The sequence below is a fragment of the Rhodococcus cerastii genome, assembly GCF_033042195.1.
Classification (GTDB): Bacteria; Actinomycetota; Actinomycetes; order Mycobacteriales; family Mycobacteriaceae; genus Rhodococcoides.
On sequence record NZ_JAWLKF010000008.1, the window covers coordinates 65,185 to 78,894 of the forward strand.

12 protein-coding genes are annotated in these 13,710 nt (G+C 64.2%); 11 read left to right on the forward strand and 1 reads right to left on the reverse strand.

Annotation, left to right across the window (positions count from 1 at the left end; genetic code table 11):
• Positions 1 to 68 precede the first annotated feature (68 nt).
• Both R3P93_RS15435 and R3P93_RS15440 read left to right on the forward strand, forming a co-directional pair.
• Complete coding sequence (locus tag R3P93_RS15435; RefSeq protein WP_094668700.1) at positions 69 to 902, forward strand: alpha/beta hydrolase family protein; 834 nt, start codon at positions 69 to 71, stop codon at positions 900 to 902.
• 122 nt (positions 903 to 1,024) lie between these two features.
• Positions 1,025 to 2,095: an alpha/beta hydrolase gene (locus tag R3P93_RS15440; RefSeq protein ID WP_094641021.1), complete on the forward strand. Its 1,071-nt coding sequence runs from the start codon at positions 1,025 to 1,027 to the stop codon at positions 2,093 to 2,095.
• A gap of 3 nt (positions 2,096 to 2,098) precedes the next feature.
• Here R3P93_RS15440 and R3P93_RS15445 read toward each other — a convergent pair whose 3' ends face one another.
• The gene (locus tag R3P93_RS15445) at positions 2,099 to 4,132 is read right to left on the reverse strand and encodes a prolyl oligopeptidase family serine peptidase (RefSeq protein WP_149406602.1); all 2,034 of its coding nucleotides are present in this window, start codon (positions 4,130 to 4,132) and stop codon (positions 2,099 to 2,101) included.
• Between the two features lie 115 nt (positions 4,133 to 4,247).
• Here R3P93_RS15445 and lpdA point away from each other — a divergent pair, with 115 nt between their 5' ends.
• From lpdA to R3P93_RS15490, 9 genes are all read left to right on the forward strand, one after another.
• Complete coding sequence (gene lpdA, locus R3P93_RS15450) at positions 4,248 to 5,663, forward strand: dihydrolipoyl dehydrogenase (RefSeq protein ID WP_149406603.1); 1,416 nt, start codon at positions 4,248 to 4,250, stop codon at positions 5,661 to 5,663.
• A gap of 226 nt (positions 5,664 to 5,889) precedes the next feature.
• Complete coding sequence (locus R3P93_RS15455) at positions 5,890 to 6,705, forward strand: MlaE family ABC transporter permease (RefSeq protein ID WP_068048004.1); 816 nt, start codon at positions 5,890 to 5,892, stop codon at positions 6,703 to 6,705.
• A 94-nt stretch (positions 6,706 to 6,799) separates the two neighbouring features.
• Entirely contained in the window at positions 6,800 to 7,579 is a 780-nt protein-coding gene (locus tag R3P93_RS15460; protein ID WP_231893723.1) for an ABC transporter permease, read from the forward strand.
• Between the two features lie 2 nt (positions 7,580 to 7,581).
• Positions 7,582 to 8,619 (forward strand): MlaD family protein, encoded by a 1,038-nt coding sequence (locus R3P93_RS15465; protein ID WP_149406604.1) that lies wholly within the window; start codon positions 7,582 to 7,584, stop codon positions 8,617 to 8,619.
• Positions 8,616 to 9,623 carry an MlaD family protein gene (locus R3P93_RS15470; RefSeq protein WP_068048013.1) on the forward strand — a complete coding sequence of 336 codons (1,008 nt, stop codon included), beginning with the start codon at positions 8,616 to 8,618 and terminating at the stop codon, positions 9,621 to 9,623. Before R3P93_RS15465 ends, R3P93_RS15470 begins: the two co-directional genes overlap by 4 nt.
• The gene (locus R3P93_RS15475) at positions 9,620 to 10,630 is read left to right on the forward strand and encodes an MlaD family protein (protein ID WP_149406605.1); all 1,011 of its coding nucleotides are present in this window, start codon (positions 9,620 to 9,622) and stop codon (positions 10,628 to 10,630) included. Before R3P93_RS15470 ends, R3P93_RS15475 begins: the two co-directional genes overlap by 4 nt.
• Positions 10,630 to 11,739: an MCE family protein gene (locus R3P93_RS15480; RefSeq protein WP_141215319.1), complete on the forward strand. Its 1,110-nt coding sequence runs from the start codon at positions 10,630 to 10,632 to the stop codon at positions 11,737 to 11,739. The genes R3P93_RS15475 and R3P93_RS15480 overlap by 1 nt, the downstream gene beginning before the upstream one ends.
• Positions 11,730 to 12,764 (forward strand): MlaD family protein, encoded by a 1,035-nt coding sequence (locus R3P93_RS15485; RefSeq protein ID WP_317533376.1) that lies wholly within the window; start codon positions 11,730 to 11,732, stop codon positions 12,762 to 12,764. The genes R3P93_RS15480 and R3P93_RS15485 overlap by 10 nt, the downstream gene beginning before the upstream one ends.
• Positions 12,761 to 13,705, forward strand: coding sequence for an MlaD family protein (locus R3P93_RS15490; protein ID WP_317533377.1), 945 nt, complete (start codon positions 12,761 to 12,763; stop codon positions 13,703 to 13,705). The genes R3P93_RS15485 and R3P93_RS15490 overlap by 4 nt, the downstream gene beginning before the upstream one ends.
• Positions 13,706 to 13,710: the final 5 nt, after the last annotated feature.

Here is a 13,710-nt window from a genome sequence, read left to right on the forward strand (position 1 = left end):
ATTCGGTAGCGGTCCGATTCCCAGGGGCATCGGGGCGGGCCGGTGAGTCCTCGGCATAGGGTTGCCCGATGCAGACGGTTCCGATTCAGATGCCCGACGGTTCGACGGTGCCGGTCTCACTGTTCCCCGGTGAAGGCCGCGACGATGCGCCCGTCATCGTCGTTCTTCCCGGCCTCGGCATTCCCGGTGGTTACTACCGACTGTTCGCCGAGGCGCTCGTCGCGCGCGGCTTCCATGCCGCGATCGGCGACCTGCGCGGCCAGGGAGACAGTGTGCCCAAGCCGAGTTCGGCGAGTCGGTACGGGTATCAGGAGCTGGTGTCGGTCGACTTACCGGCGATCTTCGAGGTGGTTCGCGAGCAGTTCCCGGAGGCGACGCCGTACTTGCTCGGGCACAGCATGGGTGGGCAGCTCGGCTCGATGTACGCCGCGCGCATCAGGGGCAGGCTCGGCGGATTGATCCTGGTGGCGTCGGGCTCGCCGTATCACCGCGGTTTCGGTACGACTCGCGGTGTACCGCTGTACGTGGGCGCGGCGGCGATGGCGATCACCAGCAACATCGCCGGGTTCTGGCCGGGGGATCGCATCGGCATCGGCGGATTCGGTCGGCAGTCGAGGGTTCTGATCGACGATTGGTCCCGGTTCGCGCGCAGCGGGTCGATCGAGCCTGCAGGGGCCGACATGGACTACGAGGAACGGATGGGCCGTCTGACGCTGCCCGTGCTGGCGGTGACCATCGAGGGCGACGACCTCGCGCCTCGCGGCTCGATGGACAACCTCGTCCGCAAGCTCGCCCGTGCCGATGTCACCTCGGTACACGTCGACGAGCCACTCGGGCACAACGGTTGGATCCGTAACCCCACGGCGGTCGCCGACCTCGTTGCGGAGTGGATGCACAGGTAATTCGCTCGAACTAAATTTTGGTCGTTTCACACGCTATTCGTCATTTCTACCTACTTTCGGTTCGTTTTGGTGTAAGAAGTTTTTGAACCAGCAATTGTTCGACGACGATAGTGAGCACGACTATGAACGGCCAGGGGGATTCGGTAGGTCGAATCGGTGGTGGGGAGCGGTGTCGCCGATCGCGTGCGCTGTGCAGAGTCGTCGTCCTGTGTGTGGTGGCATGCGTCGCAGCAGTAGCGCACCCACTCGCCTCCGCGGCCCCGGCCGACTCGGTGGCCGGTCCGACGGAGTCGTACGTGGTGCGCACCGAGGTGGCCGACGACACCGCGATGACCGCGTTCGTCCACTCCGCCGCGATGAACCGAACGATCCCACTCAAGATCCTGCGATCTCCCGATCGGACGACTCCGAGCCCCACTCTGTACCTGCTCAACGGCGCGGGCGGCGGACTCGACGGAATGGACTGGTACACCCAGACCGACGTCGTGGCGTTCTTCGCCGACAAGAACGTCAACGTGGTGACTCCCGTCGGCGGGGCCTACTCCTACTACACGGACTGGCAGCAGGACGATCCGAGGCTCGGACGCAACCAGTGGGAAACGTTCCTCACGGCCGAACTGCCGCCGCTCGTCGACGATCTGTTGGATACCAACGGCCGCAACGCGATTGCAGGTATCTCGATGGCTGCGACCTCGGTCCTGAACCTCGCCGCGCACCACCAGGGGCTGTATCGAGCCGTCGGTTCCTACAGTGGATGCGCGTCGACCACCGACCCGTTGGGGCGGGCATACGTCAAGACCGTCGTGTCCATGGCGCTCGGCGCGAACGTGACGAACATGTGGGGGCTGGACGACCACCAGGACTGGGTACGCAACGATGCGGTGGTCAACGCCGAAAAGCTGCGTGGCACAGCGCTGTACATCTCCAACGGTAGCGGACTGGCCGGGGCATCGGACACCCTCGACGGCACCAATCCCAACGGGCCCGGCTTCGTGTTGCTCAACCAGATGGTCGTGGGCGGTGCCATCGAGGTGGCGACCGGAGACTGCACACGGAGGCTGAAGACGGCCCTCGAACAGCTCGACATCCCGGCCCACTTCGAGTTGCGTGAGCGCGGCACCCACTCGTGGGGCTACTGGCAGGACGACCTGCACGATTCCTGGCCGATGTTCGAGGACGCGCTCGCCGGCTGAGAATCAGCTGCGAGCGAGGTGCCGCCACAGAAATTCGTAGGTCAACGCCGTCTTGAACGCCAACTGCGCATTGTCCGACGCCCCGCCGTGCCCACCTTCGATGTTCTCGTAGTAGCTCACGTCCTGACCGAGTTCGGCCAACCGAGCGGCCATCTTGCGTGCGTGTCCCGGATGGACGCGATCGTCGCGGGTGGACGTGGCGATCAGAATCGGCGGATACGGACGCTCGGATGCAGCGACGACGTTCTGGTACGGGGAGTACTGCGAGATGAACTCCCACTCGTCCGGGTCGTCGGGGTTGCCGTACTCGGCCACCCAGGACGCGCCCGCGAGCAGCAGATGGTACCGCTTCATGTCCAGCAGTGGGACCTGACATACCAACGCGCCGAACAGTTCCGGGTACTTCGTCACCATGATGCCCATCAGCAGGCCGCCGTTGCTGCCGCCCTGAGCGGCCAACTGTTCGGTGGTGGTGATGCCTCGGGTGACGAGGTCGCGTGCGACAGCGGCGAAGTCCTCGTGCACCAGATGGCGTCCGGCACGCAGTACCTGGGTGTGCCACGACGGCCCGTACTCGCCGCCGCCGCGGATGTTGGCGACGACGTAGGTGCCACCACGTTCGAGCCACGCGCGTCCGGTTGCACCGCTGTAGCCGGGTGTCATCGAGATCTCGAAGCCGCCGTAACCGTAGAGCAACGTCGGTCCGGGTCCGGAATCCGCGCGTCGGACGACGAAGTACGGGATGTCGGTACCGTCGTCGGACCGGGCGAAGAACTGCTCCACCGTCAGGCCGTCGGCGTCGAAGAACGCCGGAGCCTGTTTGAGGACTTCGAGCTCGCCGCCCACCGTGCCCACCAGCAGTGTCGCCGGTGTCAGGTAGCCGGACGACGAGAGGAAGTACTCGTCACCGTTCTCCTCGGCGTCGGTGCCGACGATCTCGGTGGACGTCAGGTCCGACAGCCCGTCGATCGTGCTGACGTCCCACTCCTTCGCGCCGGGGGTCAGCACGTGCAATTTCGTCCGTACGTCCTGCAGCGTCACCAGCAGCAGGTGATTCTCGGTCCACGCGTACTGGTGCAGTGACGTGTGCGCGTCCGGGGCGAAGAGGACCGTGAGAGCGATTGTGCCGGAGACGAACTCGTCGAAATCCGCAGCGAGCAGCGCGCCGGCCGGATAGGTTCGGTCGCCGACCGTCCACGGCGTCATCGTGCGGATCAGCAACCAGTTCTCGTGCACCGAGGTCGACGCGTCCGTCGGCGTCGCGATCCGGGTCAGGGCAGAACCGTCCAACACGTAGGTCTCGGAGTTGTAGAAGTCGGTGGCACGCTGGACGAAGTCGCGCTCGAAGCCGGGGGTCCGGTCGTGCCAGGCGGAGATCGAGATGTCCTGTGCTGCACCCTCGTACACGGTCTCGGCGTCGACGAGTGGGGTGCCGCGATGCCACCGCTTGGTGATACGCGGATAGCCCGATTCGGTCAGCGAACCGGGCCCGAAATCCGTTCCTACGAAGACGGTGTCGGCGTCGATCCAACCGATGTCGGTCTTGGCCTCCGGTAGCGCGAATCCGCCGTCCTCCAGGGCGCGAAAGGTGCGGGAGTCGAGATCGAACTCACGGACCACCGTCGCGTCGGCCCCGCCGCGGGAGAGCGTCACCAGTGCCAGTCGTTGATCGGGACGCAGCACCTGCGCGCCACCCCACACCCAGTTCTCGTCCTCGCTGCCGGCCAGCGCATCGAGATCGAGCAGCACGTCCCACACCGGATTCTCGGTTCGGTACTCGTCCATCGTCGTTCGACGCCACAGGCCGCGGACGTGTTCGGCGTCGCGCCAGAAGTTGTACAGGTACTGCCCACGACGACGGGCGTACGGAATGCGGGCGTCGGTGTCGAGTACCTCGCGGATGCGGGACTCGGTGGCATCGAACTCGTCTCCGGCCAGTTCCTCGACGGTCACCCCGTTGCGGGTGCGAACCCAATCGAGGGCCTCCTCGCCGGTGACGTCTTCGAGCCAGAGATACGGGTCGTCCGAGATTGCCATTCCACAGTTCTAGCAGCAGATGCGCCGTCGGGTCGGTCGGCGCTCGCATGGCTACCGGCTGGTAACGAAGACCAGGTCGAGACAGCGTCGGAGGTCACGACTACGCTGGGGACTCGTGACCTCACACTATGACGTCGTTGTCCTCGGAGCCGGTCCCGGTGGGTACGTCGCTGCTATCCGCGCGGCACAACTCGGACTCAGCACTGCCATCATCGAGAAGAAGTACTGGGGCGGTGTGTGCCTGAACGTGGGCTGCATCCCCTCGAAGGCACTTCTCCGTAACGCCGAGCTGGCGCACCTCTTCACCAAAGAGGCGAAGCTGTTCGGTATTTCGGGTGAAGCGTCCTTCGACTTCGGCGCAGCGTTCGATCGCAGCCGCAAGGTCGCCGACGGCCGCGTCAAGGGCATTCACTTCCTGATGAAGAAGAACAAGATCCCCGAGTACGACGGCAAGGGCACGTTCACCGATGCCAACACCATGGAGGTCGAGCTGACCAAGGGTGGCACCGAGACGATCACGTTCGACAACGCGATCATCGCGACCGGCAGCACCACCAAGCTGCTCCCGGGAACCGAGCTGAGCAAGAACGTCGTCACGTACGAAGAGCAGATCATGACCAAGGATCTGCCGGGTTCGATCCTCATCGTCGGTGCCGGTGCGATCGGCATGGAGTTCGGGTACGTGCTCAAGAACTACGGCGTCGACGTCACCATCGTCGAGTTCCTCGATCGTGCGCTGCCCAACGAGGACAAGGACGTCTCGAAGGAAATCGAGAAGCAGTACAAGAAGCTCGGCGTCAAGGTCATCACCGGCGCGGGCGTGCAGAGCATCGACGACGACGGCTCCAAGGTCACCGTCGCGATCAAGCACAACAAGTCCGGTGAGAGCGAGACCTTCACCGTCGACAAGGTGATGCAGTCCGTCGGATTCGCGCCCCGCGTCGAAGGATTCGGCCTCGAGAAGACCGGCGTGGAGCTCACCGATCGCGGTGCCATCGGCATCACCAACACGATGCAGACCAACGTGCCGCACATCTACGCCATCGGCGACGTCACGGCCAAGCTCCAGCTGGCCCACGTGGCCGAGGCTCAGGCTGTCGTTGCTGCCGAAACCATCGGCGGCGCAGAGACATTGCCGATCGACGACTACCGCATGATGCCGCGTGCGACGTTCTGCCAGCCGCAGGTCGCGAGCTTCGGCCTCACCGAGGACCAGGCCCGCGAAGAGGCTCAGGCCCGCGGTTCCGACATCAAGGTCGCGAACTTCCCGTTCGCAGCCAACGGCAAGGCACACGGACTGGGCGACGCCACCGGCTTCGTCAAGCTCATCGCCGACACCGAGCACGGCGAACTGCTCGGCGGACACCTCATCGGACCTGACGTGTCCGAGCTGCTTCCCGAGCTGACCCTGGCCCAGAAGTGGGACCTCACGGTCAACGAGCTCGCCCGCAACGTCCACACGCACCCGACGCTGTCGGAGGCACTGCAGGAAGCGATCCACGGCCTCGCGGGCCACATGATCAACTTCTGATCCCTGCCCTACGACGACAACGGCGGCGACCACTTCGGTGGTCGCCGCCGTTGTCGTCGGTGCCCCTCGGCCCGGTCGCTTTTCGGAACCTTCACGCGGCCCGGCGAAGTCTGTGACTTGTCATAGCTCGGTAAGTGAAGAAAACGTCACTTGCTCGACGGTCGGCTGGTAATTTCCGTTCCTGCGCGGGGGAGTCGCACTGAACAGAAAGCCGGGGGGTGGGGAATTGTCGTCGCCGACATCGACGCTCGCACGCGTCAGCGACGGAGTTGCCAGTGGATTCCGGACGTTCGGGCGAACTCTGGAGCTGGGTGTACTGGCCTTCGTCCACCTCGTCCGCGACATACTCACACTGCGACATCCGTGGCGCGACACCATCGATCAGGCCTGGTTCGTCGTCACCGTCACGGTGGTGCCGGCAATACTGGTGTCCATTCCGTTCGGCGTCATCGTGTCCGTTCAGGTCGGCAGCCTCACCGATCAGATCGGTGCGACGTCCATCGCCGGAGCCGCGGGTGGCCTCGGGGTCATCCGCCAGGGCGCACCGATCGTCGCGGCACTGCTGTTGGGCGGTGCGGCAGGCGCGGCAGTGGCAGCCGATCTGGGTGCGCGCACCATCCGGGATGAGATCGACGCGATGTCGACCATGGGAATCGACCCGGTTCGCCGGCTGGTCACACCACGGCTGGCGGCCATCCTCCTGGTGGCACCGTTCCTGTGCATCCTCATCATCTTCATGGGACTGGCCGCGGGCTATGCGATCAACGTCGGTTTTCAGAGTGGGACGCCCGGTAGCTACATCAGCTCGTTCGCGTCCTTCGCCTCGGTGACAGATCTGGTCGTCGCGCTGGTGAAGACCGAGATATTCGGGGTCATCGTCATTATCGTGGCCTGCCAGCGAGGGTTGTCCGCCGCACACGGACCGCGCGGGGTAGCCAACGCGGTCAACGCGTCCGTCGTGCTCGGTGTGGTGTCCGCATTCACCGTCAACGTCGTGATCACGCAGTTGGTTGCGATGTTCATGCCGCAGAAGTTGGGCTGAGATGGCAACTCCTTCGCGGTACACCGTGCACGGCACCGCTCACCTCAGCCGCAGTGTCAGGTACCTCGGTCGTAGGCCGTTCGATGTACTCGAAATGTTGGGTCATCAACTGACGTTCTGCGTCAAGGTTCTCGCCGCGATACCCCATACGGTCCGCTCCTATCGGCGTCAGATGCTGCTCATCCTCAGCGACATCACCTGGGGCAGTGGCAAATTGATCGTCGGTGGCGGAACCGTGTCGGTGCTGGTCGTGCTGGGGGTCGCGGTGGGTGCGTCCGTCGGGATCGAAGGGTTCAATTCCCTCGGCATGGTGGGGATGGAGCCGTTGACCGGTTTCATCTCGGCGTACGCCAGCACTCGGGAACTGGCCCCGATGATCGCGGCCATCGGATTCGCGACGCAGGCGGGATGCAGGATGACCGCCGAGATCGGTGCGATGCGTATCTCGGAAGAGATCGACGCCCTCGAAGCTCAGGGGATTCAGTCGATGCCCTTCGTCGTCACCACCAGGGTGATCGCGGGAATCGTCACGATCGTGCCGCTCTACCTGCTGACCCTCATTCTGAGCTACCTGTCGTGTGCGGTGGTGGTTCGCGTTGTCGGCGGACAGTCCTCGGGCACCTACGACCACTACTTCAGTGCCTTCCTGCAGCCGGTCGACGTGCTGTTCTCACTCCTGAAGGCCGCGGTGTTCGTCGTGACGATCATCCTGATCCACGGCTATCAGGGGTACTACGCCTCGGGCGGCCCGGAGGGAGTCGGGCGCGCCTCGGGCCGCGCCATCAGGGCCAGCCTCGTTGCCGTGGTGGTACTGGACATGATCATGACGCTGGTCCTGTGGGGATTCGACTCGGGCATAAGGATTTCGGGGTAGAGATGGCAGTTTTCGACGATCTGACGGGACGATCGGCCGGGCCGGCCACGCTACGCCTGCGAGGGCTGGCGGTGGCCGTTGCCTTGGCAGTGTTCGCAGGCGGCCTCACCGCCTACGCACGCGGGGCCTTCGATTCGCCCTTCGAGCTGACGCTCGATGCAGCATCGGTGGGGGACGGTCTGACGCCCGGGTCGGAGGTGAAGTTCCGTGGTCTGTCCATCGGCACGGTCGACAACATCGAGACCGTCGGCTTCGGACGGCAGCGGCTGCAACTGGAGATCGATCCGAGCCAGGCGGGCGAGCTCACCGACACCATGCAGGCTCAATTCTCGTCGTCGAACGTATTCGGTTCCACTGCAATAGAACTGGTCTCCGATGGCACGGGGGCACCCCTGGCCGACAACTCGACCCTCGAAGTGTCGAAAGACCTGCGAGGCGCAACGGTGACCGGAGTCTTCCGGCGAGTCGCCGACCTCACCGAGGTTCTCGACACCGAACAGGTGGACCACCTCCTGGACCTCATCGCGAACACCTCCGTCGAGGTGAGTCGAAACCTGAAGCCGTACTTCGACACTGCTCAGATGATGGCGAACAACCAGATCGACCCGCTGGCCTGGAAGCTGCATCGCGGTGCCGAACTGGGCGAAGGAATCGGCAACCTGGTTCCGCCCTTGCTCGATCTGGTGGTGGGAGTGGTGGACAAGAGCGTGTACGTCGAGGCACCCGCCGACCGAGCGCGAACCATCGCCGCCAACAACGGTCTGAGCGATCAGTTGATGATTCCGGTGGGCGACTTGCTGAAGGCGAACAATCCGAACCTGTCGAAGCTGCTGTCCACGGTGCTGGACCTGCTGGTGCCCATCACCGCGTCGATCGGCACATTGGCGCCCAGCTACGACCGAGTGCCGCAGGTGCTCGACGGTATCTCCGACGCATTTCCCGTCGTCGACGGGAAGCCTCAGCTGCAACTCGACCTGATAGTCGAAACCATGCCCGATCTGGCCGGAGCCGTTGCCGCACACGAGGAGGCGAACGGATGAAGAAGGTAGCGGGCCCCGCGGTCAAACTGCTCGTCTTCTTCACGGTGACCGCGGTGTGTGCGGTGATCATCGTCGCTGCTCTTCGCACCCCGGTCGGCGGACCGCTGTCGTCCTACGGCGCGGAGTTCGACGACGTGTCGGGTTTGTACGTGGGCGACGACGTGCGCATGTCCGGGGTGCAGATCGGCAAGGTGTCGTCGGTCGAACTCGACGGTGCCCTCGCGCGGGTCGAGTTCGAGATCGAAGACCGACGGCCGATTTTCGCCAACACCCAGGCTGCGGTTCGGTACCAGAATCTTCTGGGGCAGCGGTACGTCGAACTCGTGCAGAAGGATTCGGCGACCGGAGCCCCGTTGGCGGTCGGGGCGACCATCTCCAAGGATCGAACGATCCCGTCCTTCGACATCTCCAAGCTGTTCAACGGCTTCGAGCCGATCTTCGACACCCTCGACACCGCACAGCTCAATCAGTTCACCGAGAACATTCTCCGGATGGTTCAGGGTGACGGGTCCGGACTCGGTCCGGTCCTGCGCGACGTGGATCGCATCACCCAATTCGCAGTACAGCGTGAATCGATCATCGGGCTCCTGATCGAGAACCTCGGCCAGATCTCGGACTCGATCGGTGGCCAATCCGCGTCGGTCGCAGACCTTCTCGAACAACTGCACGGTCTGGTCTCCAAGCTCAGCACCCAGATGGACGGCGTGCTCGCGTCGCTGGATCAGGCCAATTACGGGCTGCGACCGTTCGTGGGGCTGATGGAGGGCCTCGAGCGGGCGTACGACAACAGCTACGCGCCGGTCGACGGGGCACTGCGTCGAATGCTTCCGCAGACCGAACAGGTGACCGAGATGTTGGCACTCGCGCCGGGATTGTTGACCGGACTCAATGCGAGCATTCCGGACCCGGGCGCACAGACGTACTCCTGCAGTCGCGGACAGCAGGATATCCCTGGGATCGGGCAGATCGTGCTCGGCGGACAGAATTTGGTGGTGTGCCGATGAGCCGCGTACTACGCAAGGGCGTTCGTGACGAGCAATCGGAGAACAAAGCGCACTTCTTCTGGGGCGCGGTCGGTGTCGCGGCCTCTCTGGTCCTGCTCCTGATCGCGGCGGCGTTGTACACGATTCCGTTCGGCGAGCGGACCTACACCGCGGAGTTCGGCTCGGCAGCCGGGGTGAAGCCGGGCGACGAAGTGAGGATCGCCGGTATCGCGGTCGGGTCGGTGCGTTCGGTCGAGCTGGCCGGTGCGCATGTCGATGTCCAATTCAGTGTCAGCTCCGATGTTTTCGTCGGCGATGCGTCGACCGTCACGGTGAAGTTGTTGACACCGATCGGCGGTCACTACGTGATGCTCACCTCGCACGGTGACGGCGAGCTCGGCTCGGCACCGATTCCGCCGGAGCGGGTCGAGCTGCCCTACGAACTGTCCGACGCGATCGAGTCGGCAACACCGCTGGTTCGCGACATCGACGGTTCGACGCTGCGGGAGACCGTGGCCGAGTTGGACAAGGCCGTCAGCGAACAGCCGCAGTCCACTCGCGCGATCGTGGACAACCTGTCTGCGCTCACCGACACGCTCGCGACGCGGTCCGATCAACTCGAGCGCGGGCTCGTCGTATCCGACGAGTACGTCGGTGCATTGGCCGCCGATCGGGTCATGCTCACCGAACTCGTACGCGAGCTCGGCACCCTGACCAAAGGATTCGGCGACAAGCGCGTCGAGGTCGTCAGTGCTTTCGACCTCCTCGGGAGAATGTTCGAGCTCTTCCACCGTCCCGTGGTCGCATTCGAGAAGGGGCTCGAGCCGTCGATCGTCCAGCTCGAGGAGATCACGCAGAAGCTGTTCGCACAGTTGGGTGACGTGGACGGGGCGATCACGACAATGAAGGAAAGCTCGGACGGTCTCGCCGCTCTGATCGGCGGCGGGCAGGGTCCCGTGATCGACCAGTCGCAGGACACGGTCGTCGGTGTCGGCGTGTGTATTCCGTTGCCGGGGAGGGTGTGCTGATGAGACGCAGATCGGTGCGGATCGCCGTGGCGGCAGCAGTCGTCGTCACGCTCGTCGGTTCGGTTGCGTCCGCCACATCGGTCATCGACCCCGGTGCGGGCAACTCCTCGCTGTGTGCCGAGTTCACCGACACGGTCGGGTTGTACGAGGGTAATTCGGTCATGATGCTCGGTGTGGTCGTCGGAACGGTGACACGCATCGAGAACACCGACACCGCGGTGGTGGTCACCATGGATATCGACGACAGCCTCAGGCTGCCCGCCGAGGTGGGGGCCGTGACACTGTCGAATTCGATCGTCACCGACCGGCACGTGGAATTCACGCAGCCCTACATCGACGGTCCCGAGTTCGACCGGTCGAGTTGTATTCCGTTGGATCGCACCAGAACTCCACTGGGAATCAGCGACACACTCGACGCCGTGTCGGGCCTGGCGTCCGATCTGCTCGGTCCGGCCGACGCCGAGGGCAACCACGACGAGATCCTCGGCGACACCTTGCGTTCGGCCGACGATTCGCTCCGCGGCTCCGGCACCCAGCTCAACGACAGCCTTCGGCAACTGGCGCAGCTGGTCGGCGATCCTGCCGACAAGGACACCACCGTGCGGCGTCTGATCGACAACCTCGACGGCCTGATCGACACGTTCGTGGTGAGCTGGCCCGAGGTGGCGAAGCTGCTCGACAATCTGAAGCGGGGGATGATCACGCTGTCGGAGTTCACCCAGTCCTTCGGCACCACGGTCGCTCTGACCACCGAGTTCATTCCGCCGCTGGCGCGCAACGTCGCGAAGTACGACGAGAAGGTCTACGCATTTCTCGACCAAGCGGTGCCGGTGGTCGACGTACTGCTCGGACGGGTGGGCGATATCAAGGACATCCTGGCGCAGGTGCCGACCGTAGGCGAGAACTTGATGACGATGTACGACAACGATTCCAGGAGCGGTCGGGTGATCTACCACCCGCCGCAGTTCGAGATCGACACCAATTCTCCCAACGAGGTCTGCGCTCTGCTCAACAAGTACAGACCGACGTGCTCGGCGGACCAGCAACGAGGCGATGTCATCGATGTCGGTCTGGTGCAGCTGATACTGGGTTCGGCGGGATGGCGATGAGGCGCGCGATCACCGGGTTGTGCTGTGTCGCCCTGCTGTCGGGGTGCAGCGTCGACCCGGCCGACCTGCCGATTCCCGGCAGCTACGTGGCAGGCGACAAGTACTCCCTGCGAATCGAATTCGCGAGCGTGCTCAATCTTCCGGAAAAAGCGAAGGTGATAGTCGAAGGCGTCGACGCTGGCGTCCTCGACACCGTCGAGTTGGTGGGGTCGACCGCCGTGGCAACGGTGGACCTGTCCACCGATGTGCAGCTGCCGTCCGACACCGTCGCCGAGCTTCGGCAGTCGTCGATTCTGGGCGAGATCTACATCTCGCTGCAGCCGCCGGCGGATTCGACTCGCGCCGGAGAGGGCGACGCCGGGCCGTACCTTCGAGACGGCGATGTCATTCCGGTCGAACGTACGGTTCCGGCCGACAACGTCGAGGACGTGCTGCGAGGAGTGTCGAATCTGGTGACCGGTGGTCACTACGTTCAGCTGCAGGAGGCGGTGAACAACGTCAACGCCGCGATTCCTCCCGATCCGGCGGAGATCGACAAGGTCAACAACGCGGCGCGGATCGCACTGACCGACATCGGCGACAACACCCCCGAGATCGATCGAATCCTCGGAGCGGCGGAGAAGGTGTCGAACACCGTCGTGACACAGCGAGACGGCGTCGAACGCGTCCTCGAACTCGGTCCGAGACGATCGGACGGACTGGCCGAGGTGCTGTTCAGCGTCGTCCACATGATCTTCACGCTGGGGTACATGTCGCAGAACATCGGTGACGTCCTCGCCGGTCCGTACCCGGAACTCGCGGGCGCGGTCGAGACGATCTCACCGGCACTGATCGCGATCGCCAATTCCGACTCCTCGGTACCGATGAACATGGAGAAGGCGAACACCCTGTTGCGCGAGCGGTTGATTCCCTACTTCGAGTCGACACCGAACATCGCAGTGCGCTCGGTCTCGACCGATGGCGGAGCCGGTGCACTGGCGGACGACATGATCGGGATCCTGCGCGGGATAGGAATCGTGCGATGAGGCCGGGCACAGTCGTTTCACTCCTCGCATTGATGGCCATGACGGTTGTCGGTGTCGTCTACCTGACGGTCGGCGTCCTGGACATGAACCCCACGCGGAGTACCAACCGCATTGTGGTGCACATGGATACGTCGGGCGGTTTGATGGACACCTCGCAGGTGACCTCGCGCGGAATCCACGTCGGTCGGGTCGAGAGCATCGCGGTGGTGCCGGGCGGGCTCGACGTCACTCTCGCCCTCGACGCCGATCATCGAATTCCCGCGGACTCGGAGGTGGTCGTCGCGAATCTGTCCGCTGCCGGGGAGCAGTACCTGGATCTGCGCCCGCGAGGAACCGGGGGTCCCGACCTGACGGACGGGGACGAGATCGGCAACGAGCAGGTCCGCGCGTCGATCACCGTCAGCGAGGCGCTGAGTCTCGGTGATTCCCTTGCCGCACAGCTCGATACGAATGCAGTGAAGGGGCTGACCGAGACCGCGTCGGCAGCGGTCGACGGTCGCGAAGGCGATGTCGATCGCCTGGTGGAGGCCTTCCGATACCTGTCGGCGACGCTGCGTGACAAGAGCGGTGAGATCCGAAGGCTCTACGACAACGCTCAACAGGGCGGACGCAACGCCTACGGTTACGGCCCGGTCATGACCGACGCCGCGCCGTGGGTCGGTGCGACGGGTTCGGGTGTGGCCAATCTGCTCGAGGGATTCAACGACTACTCGTACGTCGGCGCGGACGTCTGGGACGATCCACTGGGCAAGATCGGCCCGAAGATAGATCAGTATCTGACGCCCCTGTCACCCGACCTTGCCCTCATCGCAACGCTTCTCAAGCCGTACACCGCGCCCATCAAGCCGATGCGAGTGGACGCCGGTTCCATCGTCGACATGCTTCAGGCCGTCTTCCCTCCGGGCGGACCGGCCAAACTGTCCGTCCAGATTCCGAACTGATTGGA